At 68.3% G+C, this 23,463-nt stretch carries 20 protein-coding genes; 4 read left to right on the plus strand and 16 right to left on the minus strand.

Annotation, left to right across the window (positions count from 1 at the left end):
- Nucleotide 1: 1 nt before the first annotated feature.
- On the plus strand, nt 2–1,012 hold the full coding sequence (locus E0H45_RS20975; protein ID WP_131339720.1) for an L-idonate 5-dehydrogenase: 1,011 nt from the start codon (nt 2–4) through the stop codon (nt 1,010–1,012).
- Here the strand turns inward: E0H45_RS20975 and E0H45_RS20980 are convergent.
- From E0H45_RS20980 to E0H45_RS21015, 8 genes are all read right to left on the minus strand, one after another.
- Nucleotides 995–1,366, minus strand: a complete 372-nt coding sequence (locus E0H45_RS20980; protein WP_131339722.1) for a hypothetical protein — start codon at nt 1,364–1,366, stop codon at nt 995–997. The genes E0H45_RS20975 and E0H45_RS20980 overlap by 18 nt on opposite strands.
- The gene (locus E0H45_RS20985) at nt 1,363–2,739 is read right to left on the minus strand and encodes a DUF4331 domain-containing protein (protein WP_131339724.1); all 1,377 of its coding nucleotides are present in this window, start codon (nt 2,737–2,739) and stop codon (nt 1,363–1,365) included. The genes E0H45_RS20980 and E0H45_RS20985 overlap by 4 nt, the downstream gene beginning before the upstream one ends.
- Before the next feature lie 73 nt (nt 2,740–2,812).
- A complete protein-coding gene (locus tag E0H45_RS20990; RefSeq protein WP_131339726.1) occupies nt 2,813–3,091 on the minus strand; it encodes a hypothetical protein in 279 nt (92 codons plus the stop codon).
- Nucleotides 3,092–3,198: 107 nt separating this feature from the next.
- The gene (locus tag E0H45_RS20995; RefSeq protein ID WP_131339728.1) at nt 3,199–3,528 is read right to left on the minus strand and encodes a hypothetical protein; all 330 of its coding nucleotides are present in this window, start codon (nt 3,526–3,528) and stop codon (nt 3,199–3,201) included.
- 91 nt (nt 3,529–3,619) lie between these two features.
- On the minus strand, nt 3,620–5,158 hold the full coding sequence (locus tag E0H45_RS21000; RefSeq protein ID WP_131339729.1) for a SulP family inorganic anion transporter: 1,539 nt from the start codon (nt 5,156–5,158) through the stop codon (nt 3,620–3,622).
- A gap of 176 nt (nt 5,159–5,334) precedes the next feature.
- Complete coding sequence (locus tag E0H45_RS21005) at nt 5,335–5,946, minus strand: maleylpyruvate isomerase family mycothiol-dependent enzyme (RefSeq protein ID WP_131339731.1); 612 nt, start codon at nt 5,944–5,946, stop codon at nt 5,335–5,337.
- A complete protein-coding gene (locus E0H45_RS21010; protein ID WP_131339733.1) occupies nt 5,946–6,755 on the minus strand; it encodes a fumarylacetoacetate hydrolase family protein in 810 nt (269 codons plus the stop codon). The genes E0H45_RS21005 and E0H45_RS21010 overlap by 1 nt, the downstream gene beginning before the upstream one ends.
- Nucleotides 6,752–7,882 carry a cupin domain-containing protein gene (locus E0H45_RS21015; RefSeq protein ID WP_131339735.1) on the minus strand — a complete coding sequence of 377 codons (1,131 nt, stop codon included), beginning with the start codon at nt 7,880–7,882 and terminating at the stop codon, nt 6,752–6,754. Before E0H45_RS21015 ends, E0H45_RS21010 begins: the two co-directional genes overlap by 4 nt.
- A gap of 68 nt (nt 7,883–7,950) precedes the next feature.
- Between E0H45_RS21015 and E0H45_RS21020 the strand changes: the two genes are divergently transcribed.
- A complete protein-coding gene (locus E0H45_RS21020; RefSeq protein ID WP_131339737.1) occupies nt 7,951–8,694 on the plus strand; it encodes an IclR family transcriptional regulator in 744 nt (247 codons plus the stop codon).
- Here E0H45_RS21020 and E0H45_RS21025 read toward each other — a convergent pair.
- The 4 genes from E0H45_RS21025 to E0H45_RS21040 are packed head-to-tail and all read right to left on the minus strand — an operon-like array spanning nt 8,691 to nt 15,200.
- Nucleotides 8,691–10,328, minus strand: a complete 1,638-nt coding sequence (locus E0H45_RS21025; RefSeq protein WP_131339739.1) for a (2,3-dihydroxybenzoyl)adenylate synthase — start codon at nt 10,326–10,328, stop codon at nt 8,691–8,693. The genes E0H45_RS21020 and E0H45_RS21025 overlap by 4 nt on opposite strands.
- A complete protein-coding gene (locus E0H45_RS21030; protein WP_131339741.1) occupies nt 10,328–12,331 on the minus strand; it encodes an acetate--CoA ligase family protein in 2,004 nt (667 codons plus the stop codon). Before E0H45_RS21030 ends, E0H45_RS21025 begins: the two co-directional genes overlap by 1 nt.
- The gene (locus E0H45_RS21035; protein WP_131339743.1) at nt 12,328–13,875 is read right to left on the minus strand and encodes an FAD-dependent monooxygenase; all 1,548 of its coding nucleotides are present in this window, start codon (nt 13,873–13,875) and stop codon (nt 12,328–12,330) included. The genes E0H45_RS21030 and E0H45_RS21035 overlap by 4 nt, the downstream gene beginning before the upstream one ends.
- Before the next feature lie 11 nt (nt 13,876–13,886).
- Complete coding sequence (locus E0H45_RS21040; protein ID WP_131339745.1) at nt 13,887–15,200, minus strand: MFS transporter; 1,314 nt, start codon at nt 15,198–15,200, stop codon at nt 13,887–13,889.
- Nucleotides 15,201–15,346: 146 nt separating this feature from the next.
- Here E0H45_RS21040 and E0H45_RS21045 point away from each other — a divergent pair, with 146 nt between their 5' ends.
- Together E0H45_RS21045 and E0H45_RS21050 are read left to right on the plus strand one after the other, a co-directional pair.
- Nucleotides 15,347–16,156 carry a PaaX family transcriptional regulator gene (locus tag E0H45_RS21045; protein ID WP_131339747.1) on the plus strand — a complete coding sequence of 270 codons (810 nt, stop codon included), beginning with the start codon at nt 15,347–15,349 and terminating at the stop codon, nt 16,154–16,156.
- Nucleotides 16,157–16,299: 143 nt separating this feature from the next.
- Nucleotides 16,300–18,597 (plus strand): hypothetical protein, encoded by a 2,298-nt coding sequence (locus E0H45_RS21050; protein WP_131339749.1) that lies wholly within the window; start codon nt 16,300–16,302, stop codon nt 18,595–18,597.
- A 51-nt stretch (nt 18,598–18,648) separates the two neighbouring features.
- Here the strand turns inward: E0H45_RS21050 and E0H45_RS21055 are convergent, their stop codons facing one another.
- From E0H45_RS21055 to E0H45_RS21070, 4 genes are all read right to left on the minus strand, one after another.
- The gene (locus E0H45_RS21055; RefSeq protein WP_131339751.1) at nt 18,649–19,305 is read right to left on the minus strand and encodes a DUF2278 family protein; all 657 of its coding nucleotides are present in this window, start codon (nt 19,303–19,305) and stop codon (nt 18,649–18,651) included.
- A 56-nt stretch (nt 19,306–19,361) separates the two neighbouring features.
- The gene (locus tag E0H45_RS21060; protein ID WP_131339753.1) at nt 19,362–21,530 is read right to left on the minus strand and encodes an MMPL family transporter; all 2,169 of its coding nucleotides are present in this window, start codon (nt 21,528–21,530) and stop codon (nt 19,362–19,364) included.
- A gap of 104 nt (nt 21,531–21,634) precedes the next feature.
- Entirely contained in the window at nt 21,635–22,294 is a 660-nt protein-coding gene (locus E0H45_RS21065; protein ID WP_131339755.1) for a response regulator transcription factor, read from the minus strand.
- Complete coding sequence (locus tag E0H45_RS21070) at nt 22,291–23,463, minus strand: sensor histidine kinase (protein WP_131339756.1); 1,173 nt, start codon at nt 23,461–23,463, stop codon at nt 22,291–22,293. Before E0H45_RS21070 ends, E0H45_RS21065 begins: the two co-directional genes overlap by 4 nt.

Raw genomic sequence — 23,463 nt, forward strand, 5'->3', positions numbered from 1 at the left:
CATGAAGGCGATCGTCATCCGGAGCAAGCTCGACCTCGTCGAGACCGAGCTGCCCACCCCGGAGCCGCAGGCCGGCCAGGTTCGCCTCCGGATGGCGTACGGCGGGATCTGCGGATCCGACCTGCACTATTACCACGAGGGCGCGAACGGCTCGTACGTCGTCCGCGAGCCGCTGGTGCCCGGTCACGAACTGTCGGGCACCGTCGACCTCGACCCGTCCGGAGACCTGGCACCCGGTACGCCGGTCACCATCCACCCGGCCACCTTCGGGACCCCGGAGCCGGGCATCGAGGACCGCCCGCACCTGTGGCCGAACGGCGCCTACCTCGGCAGCGCCTCCACCTGGCCGCACACCCAGGGCGGCATGAGCGAATTCGTTGTCGTCAGCAATCACATGGTGCGGACCCTGCCTGCGTCGCTGCCGCTTCGCCGTGCCGCCCTGGCCGAGCCGTTGGCCGTCGCCCTGCATGCCATCGCCATCGCCGACGGCGTCAAGGACAAGCGGGTGCTGGTCTCCGGCTCGGGCGCGATCGGCTTGCTCACCGCGTCGGCCGCGCTGTCCGCGGGTGCGGCCGAGGTGGTGACGACCGACGTACTCCCGGGCCCATTGCAGCGGGCCCGGGACCTCGGGGTGCACGGCACGGTCCAGGTCGGCACGGACGAGATCCCGGCGGGGTACTTCGACGTCGTCCTCGAGTGCACCGCCGTACCGGCCGCGATCAGTGCCGCGCTCACCGCGACCCGCCGGGCGGGCACCGTCGTACTCGTCGGCATCCCCGCCGACGAGCCGCGCGGTGTGAACCTCGCTCCTCTGGTGTCCCGCGAACTCCAACTCCGCGGCACGCTGCGCTTCAACGACGAGATCGACCAGGCGATCCAACTCCTCGCTACGAACCCCGGCCTCGACCAAGTCATCACCCACGAGTACCCGGCGGATCAAGCCGTCGACGCCTTCACCACCGCCGCCAACTCCAACCTCTCAGGCAAGGTCCTCCTAACCCTCTGGCCCTGACAAGACGGGCCACTTCGCGTGGGTGACTGCCCCACCAGTGACTTCGACGGTCAGCTGCACCTGTCCCGACGGGCGCACGTACAGCTCGTAGCTGCCCTGAGGGATTTCGAAGAACACCGCCGAATGGATGATCTGCCCGTCCGGCGCCGGCCGCGGGACCACGGCGACATGCGGCAACCCGCGGCCATGTCCATGACCATGACCGACATCGTGGTGCATTCCGCGCAGCTCGATCTCCTGCCCCTCAAGCACGGCAGGCATCTCCACGACGAGCGCCCCGACGTCGCCGCCGATGTCCAGCAGCACCGACGATCCCTTGCCGGCATGCGGATTCTCCCTCTGGTTCGTACTCATGCGGCCGGCCTTCCGGGCTTTGACTGGTACCCGCCGGCCGGCGTGCCCAGGTACGGGAACCAGGTCAGGTAGTCGGCGTTCGTGTTCGACGTACCGTCCTTGATCGCGGCCGTCGCGCCGTCGGGCGTGAACGACGGGTCCACCAGCGGGATCGTGAGCCCGGCGATCGCCCGCAGCTCGACGGTGACCACGTCGTCGAAGACCCGCCGGCCGTTCGGGAACCCGGCCGCGTCGCCGGCCACCAGTCCCAGCGGGTTCGGCGACTTCGACGGCGGTACGGCGACATTGAGCCGCAACAGGTCCGCCTGGACCGGGCCGGTGTAGTTCTGGAACCCGGGGACGACACCCTTCGGGATCCCGGTCAGCAGGATCGCCGCCAAGTCGGCCCGCGGTTTCTTGTACGCCGCGAGATTCGGGAACACGCCCGGGTACAGGACCGGCAGCAACCCGGCCAGCTCGGGCTTCGTCACGTACGCGGCGAACCGCTTGTCCCCGTGCGGGGGCAGCACGTTCCATCTGTCCTTGTCGGCCATCGGCACGATGACCTCGTTGAACAAGGGGTTACCCAGCCGCGACACCTGTTTGTGCGGGCCGTGCCAGACCGGGATCCCGAGCGCGTCGTCGAGGATCTTGGACGACTGACGGCTCGCCGAAGCGTAGACGCCGATGACCGACTTCGGGTCCATCACGTCGGTCGGCTTCTTCCCGTCGCGGGTGAGGTCGCTGATCGGGACCTGCAGCGCGATCGTGTGCACGTTGGAGCCCTGCAGGCCGTTGACGCCCATCGCCCCGGCGGACGGGATCAGGTGCGCCATCTGGAACGGACGCAGCGTACCGAGATCGAAGATGCTGCCGAGGTCGGCGAAGAACCCGTCCGCGCGCTGGCCGGCGAACACCTTGCGGTTCGTGCCGATGGTGTGGATCGCCTGCCTGGCGAGCTTGGCGTAGTTCGGCGTACTGCGGACCCCGACATTGACCGGTGGTGCGGCCAGGTTGCGGGCCAGCACCCGGGACCGGCCGTGCTCCACCCGAGTGACCGAGTAGTACTGCGGCCGGTTCCACGCCGGGTCCTTGATCGAGGTGATCGGCCCGGTGTTGTACAGGAAGGTCTTCTTGTTGCGGATCTCGGCCCGGAACCGGAACTGGTACGAGATATCGGCCTTGCCGGTCCCGCTGTTCGAGATGTGGATCTGGTAGAGCACGTCGTCGCCGAACTCGTAGAAGTTCGGGCCGCCGAACGGGTTCTGGAACGGGATGAAGTTGGCGATCAAGGTGACGGTGTCCGGCTTGTCAGGACTGACGAAAGCATAGACATCGGTGTTGTCGGCGACCGGGTCCTTCGAGATCTCGGGCGCCTCGCGGTGCGAAGACATGACGGGTTTCCTCCACTGAGAAGTTCGAACTCGTGCGGGGGCCGCGGACTGCGGCAGTGGCGGTCAGGGGCAGTCAGGGCGTGGTGGTCACACCGGCGATCCGTGCGGCGAGCTCACGATCGGTCACCAGGACCTCACGGTCGCCGACCAGGATCGCCATCCGGCCCGTACGTACGTCCTTGACGTGCACGACGTACGACTCCGCGTTCCCCAGGTCCGCCGCCGTCAGCGGCTGGTGCGGGGCCTCCGTCGACCGGTCGCCGAAGACCTTCGGCACCGCGACCGCGCCGATCGCGGCCGCCGTACCCGCGCCCGCTACCACCAGGAAGCCCCGGCGTGTTGCGTCACTCATGACTGTTCCTCCCTCTGCTGGTGGGCACATCGAATGCCCGTGGGCATTCGGAGCGGCCGCACCAGCGGATGGGCGGCGGCACCAGCAGATGGAGCGGCGGCCTGTTCTCAGGTCCGGACGCCGCGGCGGGCCAGCCAGGAATCGGTCAGGATCTCGGTCAGTTCGTCCTCGTCCAGCTGGTCGAGCCAGGCCCAGATCGACACCTTGACCTTGAACGTGTGCACGACGAAGAAGACGTCGCGGCGGTCGGCGAGAGCGTCTCCGGAATCGAGGTCGAGGCTCCAGTACTGCAAGATCTCGCGCCCCGCGTCGTCCCACCGCAACCTGGCGAACGGATGACGCCCGATGTCGACCGTCGGTGAACCTTCATGCGCACGGCCGGGTCGCGCGCCGGCCAGAGAACCAGCGATCCGTTCGACATCCCGCCATGTCGCCACCCACCGAGTCTCCCACGGCCAGTCGGCCTGCCGGCCGCGCCACTCAAACCCCCGTACAGCGAGTTCCCGAACGCTCTCCGGCTTGGCCGGATCAGGGGCCGGTGCCGAGATTGCCGGCGAGGCGTTCGTGGCGTTGGGCGCTGGAGGGGTTGAGTCCGGTGATGCGGACGGTCTTGCCGTAGCGGGCGTACTTGGTGGTGATCGCGTCGAGGGTGGCGACGGTGGAGGCGTCCCAGATGTGGGAATCGGTCAGGTCGATGACGATGTTGGCGGGGTCGCCGCGGTAGTCGAACTGGTAGACGAGGTCGTTGCTGGAGGCGAAGAACAGCTCCCCGGTCACGGCGTACACCTTGGTGTCCTCGTCGGGGTGGTCGACATCCTTGACGGTGGTGAAGTGGGCGACGCGGCGGGCGAACAGGATCATGGCGACGATGACACCGACCACCACGCCGATGGCGAGGTTGTGGGTGATGACGACGACCACGACCGTCGCCAGCATGACGACGGTTTCGCTGCGCGGCATCCGGCGCAGTGTCCTGGGCCGGATGCTGTGCCAGTCGAAGGTTCCGACCGAGACCATGACCATCACCGCGACCAGAGCGGCCATCGGGATGTCGCCGACCAGGTCACCGAGACCGACCACGAGGATCAGCAGAAACGTTCCGGCCAGAAAGGTGGAGATCCGGGTCCGGGCGCCGGAGGCCTTCACATTGATCATCGTCTGGCCGATCATCGCGCAGCCGCCCATCCCGCCGAAGAACCCGGTGATGACGTTGGCGACACCTTGCCCCCAGGCCTCGCGGGTCTTGACGGAATGGGTGTCGGTGACGTCGTCGACGAGCTTGGCGGTCATCAGGGACTCCAGCAGCCCGACCAGCGCCATCGCCACGGCGTACGGCGCAATGATCCGCAGCGTGTCCAGGTTCCACGGGACGTCGGGCCAGAACAGCGACGGCAGACTGTCCGGCAGTTTGCCCTCATCACCGACTGTCGGCACCGTCACCGAGGTCAGCGCTACGAAGACCGTGACCGTGAGGATCGCGACCAGCGGCGCCGGGACGGCCTTGGTGAACCTGGGCAGGAACACCATGACCACGATTCCGGCCGCGACCAGCGGATAGACCGGCCACGGGACGTGGGTCAGGTGCGGCAGCTGCGCGAGGAAGATGAGGATCGCGAGGGCGTTGACGAAACCGACCATGACCGAGCGCGGGATGAACCGCATCAGGCGGGCGACGCCGAGCAGGCCGAGGACCACCTGAAGGATCCCGGCCAGGATCACCGTGGCGACCAGGTAGTCGATGCCGTGATCGCGCATCACCGGCGCGATCACCAGCGCCACCGCGCCGGTAGCGGCGGAGATCATCGCCGGACGGCCACCCAGGAAGGCGATCGACACCGCCATCGTGACCGAGGCGAACAGCCCGACCCGTGGATCGACGCCGGCGATGATCGAGAAGCTGATCGCCTCCGGGATCAGCGCGAGCGCGACCACCAGCCCGGCCAGGACCTCGACGCGCAACCGGCGCGGGGAACGGAGCGCGGCGCGGACCGACGTGATGTCGGCCTCCTCCACCACAGGCAACTTGGCGGGATCGGGCGTGGCTGACTCAGGCGTCAGCGAGGTCATGCGGTCTCCAGACAGGCGACGCGAGCGGCATGCCTCGGCGCAGACAAGCGCGACGCGTCATTGCGCCGGCGGCAGCACGAGCTTCAGCCACAACTAGGGAAGGGCGGGTGAGGAGCACCAGAGCGCCTCACGCACCAATTCTACTGCCAGCCGCGGCGCCCGCAGAGGGGGCTTGGTCAGAGCCAGGGTGGGAGTGGTTGGGCGGTAGCGCCGTCGAGGGTGTGGACCTCGGTGTACTGGCGGCCGGCCAGGTAGGCGGTCGTCTCCGGGAGGGGGCCACGCACTTCTGGCGTATCTCCGCGTTTGTTCCGGATGTCTCCGGACAGCGTCTCAAGGAAGTCGGTGGGCAGGTCAGCGAAGGTCACGCCGGTGCCCAGGTCCACGGCGTGGATCATCACCTCGCGGCTCCGCAGCCAGACGATTTCGGTGGCGGGGACCTGGCGACCCTGGGCGGTACGGACCGGGGTTTGCCATTGCTCGGCGGTCAGCTCGTCCATCGCGGCGGACAGTTTCCGCGCGGACTCGTCGAACCAAGCGCGCAGGTCGTCCGGCGAACGGAGAGCACCTGCCTCGATGTCGGTGGTGCGCTGGTCGGGTGCCGAGTACATCGGGCGTTCCTCGCCGGTTCGCGCCCAGTGCGTCAGGTTGCCGAGGGCCTCGGCGTTGAGGGACAGGTGGGCGGCGACGTGTCGTCGGGTCCAGCCGGGGAGCAGGGACGGGCCGTCGAGGTCGACGAGCGCACGGCGGCAGAGCGCCGTACCCTCGGTGACCCATTCGCGAGCGCGCATCAGCCGGCTGTCACGTGGTTCTCGAGGCGGCCGATGCCTTCGATCTGGGTGACGACGATCTCGCCGCCGCGCAGGAACACCTGAGGTTTGCGGGCGTGGCCGACGCCGCCGGGGGTGCCCGTGGCGATCAGGTCGCCGGGGTTGAGGCGGATCATCGTGGACACGTAGCGGACCAGGTCGACCGGGTCGAAGAGCAGATCGCCGGTGTTGTCCTTCTGCATGATCTGATCGTTCACCGAGCACTGGATGTCCAGGGCCGGTCGCGGTCCGCCGACCTCGTCCGGCGTGACCAGCCACGGGCCGACGGGCGTGGTGGAGTCCCAGTTCTTGCCCTGCAGCCACTCCCGGGTCCGGAACTGCCAGTCCCGGCACGTGACGTCGTTCAGCACGGTGAACCCCGCGATCGCCGCGATCGCGGTCTCCTCGTCGGCTCGCCGTACCTGCTGTCCGATCACCACTGCGAGTTCGGCTTCCCAGTCGAACTCCGAAGTCTCGGCCGGCCGCACGATGTCGTCGTACGCACCGATCAGGGTGTCGGCGAACTTGCTGAACAGCGTCGGGTACTCGGGCAGGTCGCGGCCCATCTCCTGGATGTGGTTGCGGTAGTTCAGCCCGACGCACACGACCTTGCTCGGCTGCGGGACCAGCGGCGCGAAGTCGGCGCCGGCCAGGGCATACTCCTTGCCGTCGGCAACTTCAGCTCCGGCCAGTACGGCGCCGACGTCGGGCACCCCGAGATCGATCAGTACGTCGCCCTCGACCCGCACGGCCGTCGTTCGCCCGTCGACGCGGACCGTTGCCAGCTTCACCGGCCGACCTCCTCGCGGAACAGATTCAGCTTGCTGAAGATCGGCGCGTCGCTGAACTGGAACAGATCGAGCGCACCCGAGTCCGAGTCCGACCCGGACGCCTCCGACACCACTGAGAACGGCATCCAGGACGGTACGACGAACAGGTCGCCGCGCTGCACCGACCAGGAGAACTCGCCGACCGTCACCCGCCCCGAACCGTCGAACACCTGGTACACCGACGAACCCGTCTCGCGCCGCGGCGCGGTCTCGACACCCGCCGCGATCCGGTGGAACTGCACCCGGATCGTCGGCAACACATCCCCCGCCGTGGTCGGGTTCGTGTACCGCACAACCGCGTGCCCCGGCTCGACAGTGCCCGGGTGACCCGCCCGTTCCAGCTCCAGCTGATCCGCGAGGGCAGCATCGGTATCCGCCCACCGGTAGCACAGCAACGGACTGCCCGCGGACGCCTTGAACTGCGAGACCGGGACCAGCCCGGGATGACCCCACAGCTGCTCCGACCGGGAGCGTTCCGGCGTCGCGTGCTCTTCCTCCGACAGGTGCTCGCGGCCGAAGTCGAAGAACTGCGACTCGACGTCGTACTGGAACGGAATGTCCAAGCCGTCGATCCACGCCATCGGCTGCTCGGCCGAGTTGTGGTGCGCGTGCCAGTTCATCCCCGCCTGCGGCAGGAAGTCGCCGCGACGCATCGGCACCGGGTCACCTTCGACAACTGTCCACACTCCAGAGCCCTCGACGACGAACCGGAACGCGTTCTGCGTATGCCGATGCTCCGGCGCATCCTCACCGGGCATCAGGTACTGGATCGCCGCCCACAACGTCGGCGTCGCGTACGGGCGTCCGCCGAGACTCGGGTTCGCCAGCGCGATCGCCCGCCGCTCCCCGCCCCGGCCGACCGGGACCAGGTCGCCGGAACGGGCCGCCAACTCGACCAGGTGCTTCCACTCCCACCGATGCGGTTGCGCCTTCGACACCGGCTGCTGCGGCATCAGGTCACCGATCCGGGTCCACAACGGGACCAGCAACTCCTTCTCGAAGCCGCGGTACAGATCCTCGAGCTCAGGTGTGGCCGGCGGCTGGTCAGGGCCGTTCTCCGCGGTCAGTTTCACTGGTGAGTCGCTCATATGGACTACGGTGACTCCCGCGGCCATTCTGGAACAGAAGATTCTGCACAGCAGAACGGAGCGAGACGATGAAAAACCCCCCGGCGTACGGCGTGACGAGTGTCGACCACGCCCTGCGACTGGCCGTCATCCTCCAGGTCGAGGGACCGCTCACCGTCTCGACCGCCGCCGAGCGTCTCGGCGTCGCCAAATCCACCGCACACCGGCTCCTGACCACGCTCGTCTACCGTGACTTCGCCGTACAGGACGACGACCGCAGCTACCACGCCGGTCCGGTCCTCGAACTCGCCGCCACCGCACACTCCAGGACCGGCACGATCCGCGCCGCCGCCCTCGGCCCCATGCAGGCACTGGTCGACACGGTCGACGAAACCGTCAACCTCAGCATCCGCACCGGCCGCACGATCCGCTTCATCGCCTCGGTCGAATCCCGCCAGACCCTGCGCGTCAGCAGCCGCGAAGGCATGGTCCTCCCCGCCCACCAGTCCACCGGCGGCCTCGTCATGCTCGCGGCACTCTCCGACGAGCAGATCACCACGCTGTACGACGCCGCGCCGCCGGGCGAGCGCATCGACCTCAGCAAACTCCGCACCGAACTGACAGCGGTACGACGCAGCGGCATCGCGATCAACCTCGAACGCACCGAACGCGGCCTGAACGCGATGGGCCACGGCATCACCGACGCCACCGGCGCCACAGTCGCCGCAATCTCGGTGTCGATGCCCAGCGTCCGCTACTCCCCCACTCGCGTCCGCCGCATCACCCCCGCCCTCACCACCGCGGCGAACGCCATCTCGACCGCACTCTCCTAGACTCCGGCCTCCAGGCGGGTGGCGATGTCGGCGCGGAGGGCGACCTTGTCGATCTTGCCGACCTTCGTGGTGGGGAGTTCGGGGATCAGGACCAGGCGTTCGGGGAACTTGTACGGCGCCACGCCCAGGTCAGCCATCGCGTGCCGGACGTCGTCGAGCGTGATGTCGGTGTTGCCGCGCGGGACGACGTACACGCAGACGCGTTCACCGAGGCTCGGATCGGGCATCGCGACCGCGGCGACCTGCTGCACACCGGGGAGGGTGTAGGTCAGGTTCTCGACCTCCTCGGCGGAGATCTTCTCGCCACCGCGGTTGATCATGTCCTTGTCCCGGCCCTCGACCACCAGGTTGCCTCCAGCAACGATGCGGCAGACGTCGCCGCTGCGGTACCAGCCGTCCGGCGTGAAGGCGCGGGCGTTCTGCTGCTCGGCCTTGTAGTAACCGCGGGGCGTGTACGGTCCACGAGTCAGCAGCGAACCCGGTTCGCCGAGCGGAACCGGACGATCGAACGGATCGACCACCAGGAGTTCGTCGTCGGGGCACATCGGGCGGCCTTGCGTCGTACAGATGACGTCTTCCGGGTCGTCCAGGCGGGTGTAGTTGAGCAGGCCCTCGGCCATCCCGAACACCTGCTGCAGCGTGCAGCCCAGCACCGGTTTGATCTTGCGCGCCACCTCGTCGGCCAGTCGCGCACCGCCGACCTGCAAGACACGCAGCGAGGACAGGTCGTTCGAGTCGGAGTACTCGTCCAGCCAGCGCTGCGCCACCGCCGGCACCACCGCGGTGTGCGTGACACCTTCCGCAGCGATCGTCGCGAACGTGCGGATCGGCTCCGGGCTCGGCAGCATCACGACCGTCCCGCCGACGAGCAATGCGCCCAGAAGACCTGGGCAGGCGAGCGGAAAATTGTGTCCAGCCGGCAGCGCGACCAGGTAGACCGTGGAGGCGTCCATCCCGGACACCGTGCCACTGCGCTTGGCGTTGTAGGTGTAGTCGTCGTGCGTGCGGGCGATCAGCTTCGGAAGTCCCGTCGTACCGCCGGACAGCAGGAAGACCGCCACACTGCGGCTGTCCGGCTCGGCGCCTTGCCATGCATCGGTGCCTGAGCACAGGGCGCGCAGATCGACGCTGCCCTCGGACAGATCCGCACCTACGACCAGGACGTGATCGAGCGACTCGACTTCGTCCTTCAAACGATGTGCCAGCGCCTGATGGTCGAAGCCGCGCAGGACATCGGGTACGGCGATCGCTGCGGCCTCGGCATGAGCTGCCAGGTAGGACAGCTCGTGGTACCGGTGCCCCGGCAGCGCCATCACGGGGACGATCCCGGCACGGAGGCAAGCGAGGGTCAGTACGACGAACTCCCACCCGTTGGGCAGTTGTACGACGATCCGGTCGTCGGACCGCAGCCCGAGGTCGGTCAACGCCGTCGCGGCGGAGTCCGCGCGGGCGGTGAGCTCGGCGTACGTGAGCCTGAGGTCGCCGTCAACCAGCGCGACCTTGTCCGGAGTGCGCTCGGCCTGCTCCCAGATGTGAGACGGCAGGCTTCGCCCCTCCCAGTAGCCGGCCGCGACGTAGCGTTGCACCTCCTCGGCCGGCCAGGGAACCACACCATCGGCGATCGGACTGACCATCACTGCTCCTTGCCCGTGATCACGGCGTCCAGCGCGACCAGACCGTCACGCGTCAGCCGGAGGGGATTGATCTCGATCTCGTCCACCTGCGGTGCGTCCAGCAGGACCTGCCCCAACGCCCGCACAACGCGAGCCAGGTCCCTCCGGTCCAGCACAGGTCCACCGCGCCAGCCGTCCAGCAGGGCACGCCCGAGCAGTTCGTCCGTCATCGAGGCCGCCTCGGCCGCGGACAGCGGCGCCGCCCGTACGGCGACATCCGCAAGAGCCTCCGCCGTCGTACCACCCAACCCGACCAGCACCACCGGCCCGAACACCGGATCCCGCCGCGCGCCGACAATCAGATCCACACCCGCAGGAGCCATCCGCTCCACCAGCACCCGTTGCACCCCGAGGGCATCCAATGCCTCCGAGAGCTCCGCATGGGTGCGGATTCCTAGGTGTACTCCGCCGATCTCGGTCTTGTGGAGAATCGTCGCGTCGAGGATCTTGAGTGCGACCGGGCCACCCAGCGTGTCCAGGGCGGCGTGGGCTTCCTCGGGGGTGTTGCAGGCAGCGCGGGATGGGGTACGAACGCCGAGGGTGTCCAGGACGGTCTTGGCTTGGTGTTCGTCCCAGGGGCCTTGGGGCACAGCAACCGGTGGGATCGGCTCGTCCACGGATCGCCGGTTGTTGAGGCAGGCGTCCTCCACCAGCGCTCGGATCGCATGGGTGAGGGCGGCCGGGCTGGTGGCTACCGGGTAGCCGCGCTCGTGCAGGCCCGACCGGACTGCGCTGACGTCCGCCGTGGAACCGCCCACGGCGACCACAGTAGGCGTCGAAGCGGTCTGCGGGGAGAGTTCGGACACCAGGTCGACGCTGTCCGGCTCGGTCAACGCGTAGACCGCGACCAGGTCGACCTCAGGGTCGTCGCCAGCCGTCCGAACCACCTCACCAAAACCAGGTCCCGGCCGACCGGTGTCCACCGGATTGGCCTGGTAGGTCATCGGCGGTAACAGCTCACCAAGCCTCCGCTGCGTCTCATCCGCAAGCACGGGCACTCGGATCCCGGCGCCACGCAGTCCGTCGAGGAGCAACAACCCGGGACCGGCTTGCGCTGTCACCACACCCACACCAGGCGAAAGAGCCGGCGCCAATCGAATCATCGACAACGTGCCGACAGCATCGACCAGCTGACGTTCGTCGTCGACGAGGACGGCACCCGACTGCCGCAGTACGCCCCGAGTAGTCCGCCACGACGTCGCCAGTGCGCCCGTGTGCGATTTCGCGAACGCGCCAACATCGTTGCGCCCGACAACCAACGCCACCACCGGCTTTCGTGCTGAGAGCCGGGCGACGGCACCGGCGAGCCGCGACCCGTCAGCCACCGATTCGATGTGCAGAGCAACGGCCTTGGTCGCCGGATCCGCCAGGAGATGGTCCAGTACGTCGGCTGCGTCGATATCGGCGGCGTTGCCCAGTCCGACCGCGAGGCTCACGCCGTACCCGGCCTCTGCCAGGAGGAACGACAGCGCATGGTTCACGCCACCGCTGGCCGCGACGACGGCGACTCCGCCGGCCGGTACCGATCCGACGCTCGGCACGAAGCTGGCCGTCAGCCCGCGGCCCGGCACCAGGAAGCCGGAGGTGTTGGGTCCCAGCAGCCGAATGCCATGGCGATCAACGACGTCCAGCAACGCACGCTGGAACTCCGGATGGCCGGCCTCGGCGAAACCTCCGGCACACACGAGAGCCGCCGAGGCGCCCGCCTTCGCGGCCTCAGCCACCGCATCAGCTGCCGCGGCTGCCGGAACACAGACCACAGCGAGGTCGATCGGCGCGCCGAGCGAGTCCACTGCCTCGGCGACAGAGCCATGCAACTCGGGGTCGCGCGGATTGACCAGCGCGAGTGGCGCGTCATAGGTGGAGAGGGAGCGCGCCATTACCGCGCCCAGCTTGGCCGGGTTGCGCGAGGCGCCGATCACCGCGACCCCGCGAGGGGCAAACAACCCGTCCAAGCCCTTCACACGCTCCCTCCCACACTACGGCTGACCCCGGCGAGCGGGTTCCTGTCCGGACTGCCGCTGGTCCGGCCCACCAGGTCGGCGCGGCCGGACAGGAGGAGGGTCTCCGCGTCGTCCGGGGTCAGCTCGTCATCAACTACCATCGCGGGGACGCCGGCCACCAGCCGCGCCTCCTCCGCCAGCAACGTCCGCGTCAACCGCGATCCGCCGTACACCGCGACCACTGCGGGCCCGGTAAGCGCACCTGAGTGCAGCGAGGCCAACGCGGACGGCAACTCGTACTCCGAATCCGGTGCCGCCAGCCACAATCCCCGGTCGCGAACGTCGTCCACGTCCACAACCCGACCCGGCAGGCTGAGCCCACCCGACCGGAACGGCGTCTCCAGCGGAGCCGGCCCGTGCGCGGCGTGCCACTCCGTGCGTGTCGCGGCGACGAAGGCCGGGTCGCGGCGGGCGAGCTTGCCGCCGCTGATGCTGCGGGTGAGGAAGTGGAAGGCGAACTGCCACGGCTCCAACGTGTCGTGGTACCGCCCGAAGTGCTCCCACCACGACAACGAGGGCCGTGCCGAACCTTGGATCTTCTCGACCGACAGTCGCGCGGACTCCTCGTACGCCGCGAGCGCCGCCGGGACCTCGTCGTGCGCAGCGAGCGCCGCGGCCAGTGCGACCGCGTCCTCCATCGCCATCTTGGTACCGGACCCGACCGAGAAGTGCGCGGTGTGCGCAGCGTCGCCGAGCAGCACGACGTTGCCGTGCGACCAGCGCCCGGTCCGCCGGGTCCGGAAGCTCCCCCAGCGTGAGTTGTTCACCAGCAGCGGATGCCCCTCGATCTGTTCGGCGAAGAGTTTCTCCAGGTACTGCTTGGTCTTCAGATCGCTCGGCCCGGGCGGCTGCGACACGTCGAACTCGTCCAGTCCGGCCCGCAGCCACGACTCCCGATCGGTCTCCACGATGAACGTGCTGACGTCCGGGGCGATCGGATAGCCGTGGACGGCGAACACCCCGTCGGCACTGCGCTCGTGGACGAAGGTGAGTCCGTCGAAGTGGTACGTCGTACCGAACCAGATGAACTTGGCCGCGGCCGTCTCGACCATCGGCTCGAGGACGGCTGCCAGCCGCTCCCGGATCCGCGAGTTGGCGCCGTCGGCCGCGACGACCAGGTCGAAGCCGGTGAGGTCCTCGAGTTCGACCTCGGTCTGGAACCGCAGGGTCGCCCCGACCGCCTCAGCGCGTTCCTGCAGTACGGCGAGCAACGTCTTGCGGGCGATCGCCGCCATTCCCATCCCACCGCAGCGGAACCGTTCCCCCTTGAGGCGGACCTCGATCGCGTCCCAGTGCACGCCGTACTCCGTCAGCGCGTCGCGGACCACGGGGTCGGCCGCGTGGATGCCGGCCAGGGTGGCGTCGGAGAACACCACTCCGAAGCCGAACGTGTCGTCCGCACGGTTGCGTTCGAACACGGTCACCTCGGCGTCCGGGTCACTCGCCTTCACCAGAGTGGCGAGGAACAGCCCACCGGGCCCGCCGCCGACAATCGCGATCCGCATCGTCATTCCTTTCAGGCCTGGGACGTCTGGGGCGCCGTACTGAGAACCGGTTCCGGCCGGGGCTCCCGGTCGCCCCGGGGTACGGCGGCGATCACGAGCGCACCGAGCACCGCCGGGACCGCGAACCCGTAGAAGTTCCAGTCCAGGCTCAGGCCGGAGTCCAGTACCCATCCGCCGAAGAGCGGACCGACGATCGCGCCGAGCCGGCCGACACCGAGAGACCAGCCGAGCGCGGTCGCGCGGATCCCGGCCGGGTAGTACGTCGCGACGTACCCGTTGACCAGGATCTGCGTCCCGACCGTGCCGACACCGGCGATCGCGATCAGCAGGTAGAGCACGAACGCGGCCGGGTCCGTACTGAGTGCGTAGATCGACACGGCGGCGAGGGCGAAGGCCACCGTCGTGACCACCTTGGAGCCGAGTCGGTCGGCCAGGGCCGAGGCGACCAGGGCACCGACGACCGCGCCGACGTTCATCACCAGGAGGAACCGCAGCGAGGAGCCGAGCGGGTAGCCGGACTGGCGCATGATCTGCGGGAGCCAGGTGTTCAGCCCGTACACCAGGAGCAGGCCGAAGAAGCTGGCAAGTCCGAAAAGGATCGTCGCGGCCAGGTGCTTGCGCCCGAACAGCACCGCGAGCGGGGTCCGCTTCTGCTCAGCGGGTTCCGGTTGTACGCCGTACTTGGCCGCGAGAGCAGCCGCTTCGTCGTACCGGCCGCGGGCCTGCAGGAAGCTGACCGACTCGGGCAGGAACCGCCACGCCAGCGGCAGCACCAGGACCAGCGGAGCCATGCCGATCGCGAACATGATGCGGAATCCGTGCACGGGGACGAGGTTGATCGCCAGGACGGCGGCCAGCACGCCGCCGAGTGAGAATCCGGAGAACATCAGCGCGTTGTTGAAGTTCCGGCGGTGCGGTGGGGCGTACTCGACGGTGAGGGCGATCGCGGTCGGGACCACACCGCCGAGCCCGAGACCGGTGACGAAGCGGAGGATTCCGAACACCTCGGCGTTCGGCGCCAGCGCGGTCGCGCCCATCGCGAGCGAGAACCAGGTGATGCTGGCGAACATGATCCGGCGGCGGCCGAGGATGTCGGTCAGGGCGCCCACACAGAGCGTCCCGATCACCATCCCGGTCAGCGCGTAGCTGCCGATCGCACCGGCCTGACCAGGCGTGAGCGGCCAGTCCGGGTTCTTCAGCAGGGACGGTACGACAGCGCCGTACACGATCAGGTCGTAACCGTCGAAGACGATCGTGACGAAGCAGATGGCGACCACCCAGAGGCCGGTCCTGGACCGGGTTGTGGTGGCGGGAGAACTGGTCATGGCGGCCTCGTTTCGTGCCGGGCTGACGGTGGATGTGATGAAAATAGGACGATCTAGGGACGACCGTCAAGACTTTGACACGCTTCTGATGGCATCATGAGAGGATGAGCGCTGCGAACCATTGGGAACGGCTCCGAGGAGACACGATGAAGCCTCGGTCGATCGTCTTCGACCTGTTCGGCGACTACATCCGCTATCACGGCGGCGAGGTCCGGCTGCGCACCCTCACCGCGCTGCTGGAGTGCTTCGACGTGGGCGAGAGCACCGTGCGGGTGGTGATGGCGCGCCTGCGGCGCGAAGGCTGGTTCGACACCCGGCGGGACGGCCGCGAGACGGTGTACGCGCTCAACGACAAGAGCTGGCGACTGCTCGACGAGGGGCGGACCCGGATCTTCGAACGATCCCGTGAGCCATGGAACCGGCAGTGGTCGATGGTGATCTACTCGGTCCCGGAGAGCGAGCGAGCGCTCCGCGAGGAGTTGCGCAAGGAGCTCGCCTGGCTCGGGTTCGGGCCGCTGACGTCGTCGACCTGGGTGAGTCCGCACGACCGGCTGACCGAGATCCAGGAGCACTTCGCCGATCAGCCGTCGATCCAGCTCGACCTGCTGCAGTGCACCTCGTCCGGACTGTCCCGGGACCGCGAGATGGCGGCGCGATGCTGGGAGCTCGACTCCCTCGACGCCGACTACGCGACCCTGCTGCGCACCTACCGGCCGCGCATGCGGTCGTACCGGGCCGGCTCGCTGGCGCCGCGCGAGGCGCTCGTCGAGCGGATGAAACTCGTCCACGACTACCGGATGTTCCCGTTCCGCGATCCCAATCTCCCCGAAGAGCTGCTCCCCACCGGCTGGCACGGCCGCGAGGCGCACGACCTCTTCCTCCAGGCCCACGAGGCCCTGAAGGCGCCCGCCGACGGCTTCTTCGTCGAGGCAGCAGGTACCGACCGCGTCGCCTGACTCGTCAGGAAGAGTGACGCGGCAACGTTGTCATGTGTCAAATTCTTGACGAACGGCGTGAAGATGTACTTCAATCCAGACCCTCGAACAGGATCGCCGGCCCCGGTCCGCCGTCCCCCTCGCGTGCTCTGGAGGCACCGCCGATGAGACCGATCAAATCGACCCTTGCTGTGCTGGCCGCCGGCGGGCTACTCGCCTGGTGGGCGTATCCCGCCGCGGGCCAGCAAACCGCCGCCGCAACGCCACCGGCCCCGGGTCCCGCCGTACTCAACGCTCCCCCGCCCACTGCCGCACAGCTCGAGAACACCGGCATCTGGCAGGCCCAGCCGACGATGGTCTGCCACAGCAGCGCCTACCGCGACGGCGAGTTCCTCAACCAGGGCTGCGTGTACGACGACCAAGGGGCCCAGCTCGTCACCACCAACTGGCCCGAGCATTCGCTCACGTTCGCGTACAAGTACCCGACCAACCCGGCGTACCGCGGTAACGCCGCCGACCTCGTCGAGGTCCGCGTCAAGCCGCTCGCCGACGCGACCGCGTTCCGGATCACCTTCAACACGATGACCGACCCGGACCTGGTGGGTACGACGATCGCGCTCGGCAACTCGCTGCTCCCGAGGCAGGCACCGCACGGCGCGAACACGCTGATGCCGGCCGAGAAGTTCGTCACCGTGCACGGCGGGACCGGTGACATCGTCGACGCGGCCACCGGCCAGACGTCACCCGTCGCGCCGACCGTTTCGGTCGATGTCGCGCACCGGCAGGTCGAGGTCCGCGTCCCGCACGCCGCCTACGACCCCGGAACGCGGACTGTCCGGGTAGCCGCCGCAGCCGGTCTGTGGGACCGTGCCGGAGACAAGTTCCTGCTCCCGCAGGCGGTCGCCGACGCGACCCACCCAGGTGGCGCGCTCACGGCCGGCCTGCGGCCCTCGGCGTACTTCGATGTCGCGTTCCGGCAGGAGCCGTTCGACTCGCCGTGGCGCAACGACAACCAGAAGACAACGCTTGCCAGCGGCAACATCAGCAAGTTCTACGCCAACGTGGACTTCGCCAAACTGGCGCAACACACGACCGACAACAGCGCCGTCCCGACCTCGGGCTACATCGAGCGGCTGTACGCCTCGAACAGCGAGGTCGCGCAGGGTCGCCGGTTGCCGGGAGACACGGGCAAGCCCCCGCTCGGGTCCTTCACCCAGCAGAACGGCGCGACACTCGACGGTGAAGGTACGCCGAGCGTCCAGTTCGGCTGGATCTGCCGCGACGACTGCGTCTCCGACCTCCCCGGACGGCTGCAACGGTACGTCGCCTACGTCCCCGCCCTGCCGCGCCCGGCCAACGGGTACGCGAGCATGGTCTGGACCCCCGGCTACGCGCAGAGCGCGAACGACCAGGTCGGCGACCCGGGTACCGGAGCCCTCCTGCCGGCCGGCGATCGCGACCTGTTCCACCAGGTCGCGAACCGTCCGTCCGCCCCGACCGTGGTGATCTCGGTCGACGGCCGCGGCAACGACAACTGGTACTACGGACGCTCGGGTGCCTCCGTGTTCGAGGCGCTCGCCGATGCGCGGCGCGCGTTCGGGCTCGACCCCACGCGGACCGTCATGAGCGGCTTCTCCAGCGGCGCGTACGGCGCGAACAAACTCGCACTGCAGTTCCCCGACGTGTTCAGCAAAGCCTTCATCTGCGACGGCCTGAACATGGCGCCGTCCTTCCCGGGGATCAACGGCATCGCCGACACCCTGCCCGTCGACACCGCGACCCAGCACGAACCCGGCTCGGTCCTGACCCCGCTCCTGCCGTCGCGCCGCAACCAGCCGGTGATGGAATGGGCCGGCCTTCCGGACGACTACATCCCGTACAACATCCCCCGCGAGCGGGCCAACGCCTACATCGCCGGTGCGCAGTACGACTTCACCTTCGACAGCTGGCTCGGCGCATCCTCCGATCACGTGGTGATGTGCGCGAACGCGACGTGGAAGGTGCTGACCGACTGGCTCGGCGATATGCGCGGCACGCAGGATCCGTTCCACGTCACGTACGTACGCAACCCGACGATGGACGACCCGGACTCCGGACTGGTCGGCGACCACGCCTACTGGCTGAGCGCCATCCAGAGCCGGTCCGGTGACCTCGGCACCATCGACGTACGGTCACACGGATTCGGCCTCGCGGACGCACCAGCCGCTCCCGTCGTCACCGGCGCGGGCGTAGCGACCGGCTCGACAGTGCCTGTCAACGCCTACACCTCCGAACAGCGGACCAAGCCGGCCGCCGTCAGCGCACCAATCGCGAACCGGCTCGACATCACCGCAACGAACATCAGCACGGTGACGATCGACCCGAAGCAGGCGAAGGTCACCTGTGACGCCGACCTGAACGTCACAACCGACGGACCACTTACCGTCCGCATCCTCAACTGCCCCGACCGCACCTTCAACTGAACCGGCGCCCGCCGACTGTTCCAGCTCAGCTGAAGCAGTCGGCGGGCAGTTTCACACGGGTAGGCCGTGGTCGTCGGTGTTCAGGGACTGGGGTTTGAACTTGGTGAGGAAGGCGGTCAGTTCCCCGCCCGGTTGTTGAATGATGGTGCCGCCGTCTTGCCAGATCCCGTCCAGGTGCTGGAACTGGCCTGGCGGATCGCCTTGGTTGTAGTGGATGTCGTGCACGCCGTTCCCGGTGGAGTACGGAGCGCCGTACACGTACACGCGTTCGCAGCCGAGCAGCCGCTGTTCCAGCAGATCCAAGGCCTTGTCGGCCGTGCTGTCCACCCAGCCGAATCTCGGCGACCTCAGGATCGTGTTGACCAGTTCGACGAGCGGACTGTAGACAACGCTGACGCATCCGCCACGTCCTCGCAGCAACGGCGATCGGACATAGTCGAGAGCACCGGACGTAGGTGTGCTGGCCAACAGATGCCAGCCGTCGCTCTTGGCCGCGGTCGGTGCGAAGAGTTGCGGGTTGACGTTCCGCACCTCGCGGTACTGCACCGGCACTCCGCTCGGCGTCGACACGTCGATCGCACATTCGTACTCGCCCCCGGGAGCCGCGACGTACAACTTCCCGTGGTACCAGGACCCGAAGTCGTCCGGATCCTCCCGAGCAAACCGAATCAACCGCCCGACCAGCACTCCGTAGCTTGTCAGTGGCATGAGCCCCTCCCACTCCCCTCTCCATAGTCGCACCGATTGCCACTGGGTGTGACGGTTCAGGTGAGGACCAGTTCACGGTGGTCTTCTGCCGGGGTGGCGAGGGTGTGGCCTTCGGTGTCGAGGTGAGGGACGAGGCGGTCGAGCCAGGCGGGGAGCCACCAGGCGGCGCGGCCGAGGAGCGAGAGCGTGGCGGGCATGATGATCATCCGGACGACGAAGGCGTCGACGAGGACCCCGACGACAAGTCCGAGGGCGATCGACGCGGCCACGGCCATCGGGGACGAGGCGAAGCCGGCGAAGACGAAGGCCATGATGGCGGCGGCCGCGACCAGGACCGGGGCGGACTTGGAGAAGCCGCTGATCACCGCTTCCTTCGGGGACGCTCCCCGGCTGTGCATCTCCTGGATCCGTGAGACCAGGAAGACCTGGTAGTCCATCGCCAGCCCGAACAGTACGCCGACCAGGATGATCGGCAGCGTGCTCAGCATCGGATCGCCCTGCGGCGCCGGGATCACCGAGTCGAACCAGCCCCACTGGAACACCGTCACACTCGCGCCGAACGACGCTCCCACAGAGAGCAGGTAGCCCAGTGTCGCGACCAGCGGGATCAGCAGCGAACGGAACATCACGATCAGCAGCAGCATCGACAGCCCGACGATCAGGATCACGTACTCGATCAATGCCTTGTGCAACTTCGCGTCGCTGTCGATGCCGATCGCGGTCTCACCGGTGACCTGGAGGCTGACCGCACTGATCGTGCCGGCCTGAGCGCGGATGTCGGTGACGAGTTGCTTGGTCGCTTCGTCGATCGGGCCGCCGCGAGGGACGACGGTGACGAGCGCCGCGTCGTTCTGGGCTGTGACGGCACTGGTGACGACCAGCTGCACGTCGTTGAGCCCACGCAGCCGGTTCTCCACCGCCGGCAGCTTCCCGGACACGTCGTCGCCTTGCACGAGCACGACCAGAGGGCTCTGCACACCACCGAACTTCTCCACCGTCAGGTCGTAGGCGTGCCGCTGGGTCGAGACGGGATCGTTGCCGCCGGGGATGTTCGACGCGGTCTTCATGTCCAGCATCGGTACGGCGACGACGCCGACGACAACGATCGCGCCGAGGAACGACAGCACCGGCCGCCGGACGACGAACGAGGCCCAGCGGTTCAGCACCGACACGCGGTTCCGGTCGGCGACGGCCGCGACCCGCTCACGCCTCGGGAGCGCACGCCGGCCCAGCGTCCGCAGCAGCACCGGCAGCAGCGTCAGCGCCATCAGCACAGCCATCAGTACGCCGAACGCCCCGGCCAGACCCATGTCACGCAGCACGCTGATGCCGACCACGCTCAGACCTGCCAGCGCGATGATCACGGTCAGCCCTGCGAACACCACCGCCGTACCCGCAGTCCCGACAGCATGGGCGACGGCGTCCTCGACGCTGCGGCCTCCCCGCAGCTCGGCCCGGAACCGGGTCAGGATGAAGAGGCTGTAGTCGATGCCGACGGCGAGACCGAGCATGGTTGCCAACGTCAACGTGGTGTCCTGCAACGGGTTGATGGTGCCGTAGGCAAGCACACCGAGAGTGCCGACACCGACGCCGGCGAAGGCCACCAGCATGTTCGCGCCGGCGGCCGCCAGCGAGCCGAAGGTCAGCAGCAGCACGAGGAACGCAACCGCGACACCGAGCAGCTCACCGGCCCCGAACGCGGGAACGTCGTCGGCGTACAACTCACCGCCTACCTCGGCGGTGAAGTCGGTCCGAGCAGACGCGGCCAGGTCGAGAACGGCGTTGTACACCTGTTCCTGGTTCGCCTCGGTCACTCCGTCGAAGGACAGTGTCGACACGACAGTCGTGCCATCCGCGGAGACGAACGGATGCTTCGGATCGAAGGGGTTGCTGACCGAGCTGACCTGTGACAGCGCCGCCGCCCGATCGAGGATCCGGGTGATCTCGGCCTTGGCCACGGGGTCGGTCACCTTCGTCGCACCGCGCGCCTCGAGCACCAGCGTCAGCGTCTTCTCGTTGCTCTGGGTCCCCGGAAACTTCTGCTGGACAACAGCCAGGGCCTTCGAGGCCTGGGTGCTCGGGATCGAGGTGGTGGCCGTGCTGCCGGACGCTCCCGCCGACGCGACGACGCCGGTGAGGATCGCGAAGCCGGCCAGCCAGATCGCGACCACGACGAGCCGGTGCCGCGCGCTGAAGCGGCCGATCCGGGCCAGTAACTGAGGCATTGCTGCTCCTGAGGACGAAGGATGTTGACGTGTTCATCCTCGGGATTCCGGCCGCCCGCCGAATCGTCCGCACGCAGCGCCCGATCTACTGCGATCGCAGTAGATCAGCGCGCGATCCCCGCCCGGTACGCGAAGGCGACCAGTTGGGCCCGGTCCTTCGCGCCGACCTTCGTCATCGCCCGATTCAGGTGCGTCTTCACCGTGTACGGCGACAGAAACATGCCGGCCGCGATCTGCGCGTTGTCCAGCCCGGAGGCGATCGCGACCACCACCTCCCGCTCCTTCGGCGTGAGCCCCGCGAACCGGCCGGCCATCTCGTCGTCGATGGTCACCGACGGTTGCTCGCTGACGTGCCCGATCAACGCGGCCGAGGCCGCAGCGGACAACGCGCCGCCACCGGCCGCGACCTCCTCGACCCCGGTGATCAGCTCGGTCGGCCCCACCGCTTTGCTCAGGAAACCGTTCGCCCCGGCCCGGAGCGCAGCGAGCACGAGTTCGTCGTGCTCGAAGGTGGTGAGGATGATGATCCGGGTTCGCTCCGCCGGGCACGTCTCCCGGATCCGCCGGGTCGCCTCGACCCCGTCCACGCCCGGCATCCGGATGTCCATCAGGACGACGTCCACCGGCTGCTCCTGCACGAAGCGCACCGCCTGCAGCCCGTCGCCGACGTCCCCGACCACCTCGAACGGCGGATGTGTCAGCAGGATCGAGCGGAGACCGACCCGGATCATTTCCTGGTCGTCGACGATGAGAATGCGCGTCATCCGACGGTGCTCCCGTCAATGGTCAGTACGACGGACAACCCGAACTTGCCGTCCTCGTCGCGCACGGTGAGCCGCCCGCCCGCCGACTCGGCCCGCTCCCGCACACCCACCAGCCCGTAGCCACCGCCGGCCGTGCCGCCTGCTCCGTGCGGATTCACCACCTCGATCAGCAGCTGCCCGTCCTCAGCCACGACCCTCAACGACGCCGTACCGTCTCCATGCCGATGAGCGTTGGTGAGCGCCTCCTGGATGATCCGGTACGCCGTCAAGCTCACCGCCGGATCGATCCCCGCCGGAACCTCGTCGATCGCCGTCTCGACCTGGAGCCCGATCTGCCGATAGGACTCCACGAGCTCGGGCAACCGGCCGAGCTCCGGTGCCGGCTGTGCCGCCGACTCATCCGTGTCGGTGCCGCGACGAAGCAGCTCGAGAATGCGCTGGGTCTCGACCAGCACCGACCGCACTGCGGTCCTGGCTGCGTCGAGCGCCGTACGCGTCGAATCGGCGCCAGACGGCAGGTTCACCTCGGCGACCCCGAGATGCATGCTCACGACCGCGACCTGATGACCGACCACATCGTGCAGGTCGCGGGCGATCCTGAGGCGCTCCTCGGCAACCCGGCGCGTCGCCTCGAGGTCACGGGTCGCCTCTGCCTCGGCCGCCCGTTGCTCGAGGCTGTGCCAGTACTCCTGGTGGATGCGGATCGCGTTACCGGTCGCACCGCCGGCAATCGCGGACACCACAGCCGGGAACGACTGCAGGCTGAGGAAGTTGTAGTCCTGCGCGACAGCGGTCACCAGATACAGCGCAGCGCCGACGAACGCCGTACCACGCACGGCCGGCATGCCCTGCAGCGTGAACGAGAACAACGCGAAGACCGTGATGCTCCACATCACGATCGGATCCCACCCGGCCAGCGCGGAGACCAAGCAGCCCGCCGCGGCGACGACCAGTCCAGGCCACGGTCGCCACCGCGCCAGCGCGGCACCGGCGACGGTGATCAGCAGCGCTCCGAACGGCAGCAGGCCGGCACTGTCCGCGATGATCCGAACGAACTCGACCGACGCCGAGACTGCGATGAGCACTGCGGACCCGGCGTGCAAGGTGCCCGGCCGCCGAAACCAGACCGGACTGGACGCCCACACCTCGACCTTCGACTGGTCCTGCAT

It is taken from the genome of Kribbella soli, assembly GCF_004331345.1.
In the GTDB taxonomy this organism is placed as follows: Bacteria; Actinomycetota; Actinomycetes; order Propionibacteriales; family Kribbellaceae; genus Kribbella; species Kribbella soli.

What these genes read in the sequence shown, in the direction of transcription:
- E0H45_RS20975 (WP_131339720.1), top strand. Translation starts at nt 2, where the DNA reads ATGAAGGCGATCGTCATCCGGAGCAAGCTCGACCTCGTCGAGACCGAG.
- E0H45_RS20980 (WP_131339722.1), bottom strand. Translation starts at nt 1,366, where the DNA reads ATGAGTACGAACCAGAGGGAGAATCCGCATGCCGGCAAGGGATCGTCG.
- E0H45_RS20985 (WP_131339724.1), bottom strand. Translation starts at nt 2,739, where the DNA reads ATGTCTTCGCACCGCGAGGCGCCCGAGATCTCGAAGGACCCGGTCGCC.
- E0H45_RS20990 (WP_131339726.1), bottom strand. Translation starts at nt 3,091, where the DNA reads ATGAGTGACGCAACACGCCGGGGCTTCCTGGTGGTAGCGGGCGCGGGT.
- E0H45_RS21000 (WP_131339729.1), bottom strand. Translation starts at nt 5,158, where the DNA reads ATGACCTCGCTGACGCCTGAGTCAGCCACGCCCGATCCCGCCAAGTTG.
- E0H45_RS21005 (WP_131339731.1), bottom strand. Translation starts at nt 5,946, where the DNA reads ATGCGCGCTCGCGAATGGGTCACCGAGGGTACGGCGCTCTGCCGCCGT.
- E0H45_RS21015 (WP_131339735.1), bottom strand. Translation starts at nt 7,882, where the DNA reads ATGAGCGACTCACCAGTGAAACTGACCGCGGAGAACGGCCCTGACCAG.
- E0H45_RS21020 (WP_131339737.1), top strand. Translation starts at nt 7,951, where the DNA reads ATGAAAAACCCCCCGGCGTACGGCGTGACGAGTGTCGACCACGCCCTG.
- E0H45_RS21025 (WP_131339739.1), bottom strand. Translation starts at nt 10,328, where the DNA reads ATGGTCAGTCCGATCGCCGATGGTGTGGTTCCCTGGCCGGCCGAGGAG.
- E0H45_RS21035 (WP_131339743.1), bottom strand. Translation starts at nt 13,875, where the DNA reads ATGCGGATCGCGATTGTCGGCGGCGGGCCCGGTGGGCTGTTCCTCGCC.
- E0H45_RS21040 (WP_131339745.1), bottom strand. Translation starts at nt 15,200, where the DNA reads ATGACCAGTTCTCCCGCCACCACAACCCGGTCCAGGACCGGCCTCTGG.
- E0H45_RS21045 (WP_131339747.1), top strand. Translation starts at nt 15,347, where the DNA reads ATGAAGCCTCGGTCGATCGTCTTCGACCTGTTCGGCGACTACATCCGC.
- E0H45_RS21050 (WP_131339749.1), top strand. Translation starts at nt 16,300, where the DNA reads ATGAGACCGATCAAATCGACCCTTGCTGTGCTGGCCGCCGGCGGGCTA.
- E0H45_RS21055 (WP_131339751.1), bottom strand. Translation starts at nt 19,305, where the DNA reads ATGCCACTGACAAGCTACGGAGTGCTGGTCGGGCGGTTGATTCGGTTT.
- E0H45_RS21060 (WP_131339753.1), bottom strand. Translation starts at nt 21,530, where the DNA reads ATGCCTCAGTTACTGGCCCGGATCGGCCGCTTCAGCGCGCGGCACCGG.
- E0H45_RS21065 (WP_131339755.1), bottom strand. Translation starts at nt 22,294, where the DNA reads ATGACGCGCATTCTCATCGTCGACGACCAGGAAATGATCCGGGTCGGT.
- E0H45_RS21070 (WP_131339756.1), bottom strand. Translation starts at nt 23,463, where the DNA reads ATGCAGGACCAGTCGAAGGTCGAGGTGTGGGCGTCCAGTCCGGTCTGG.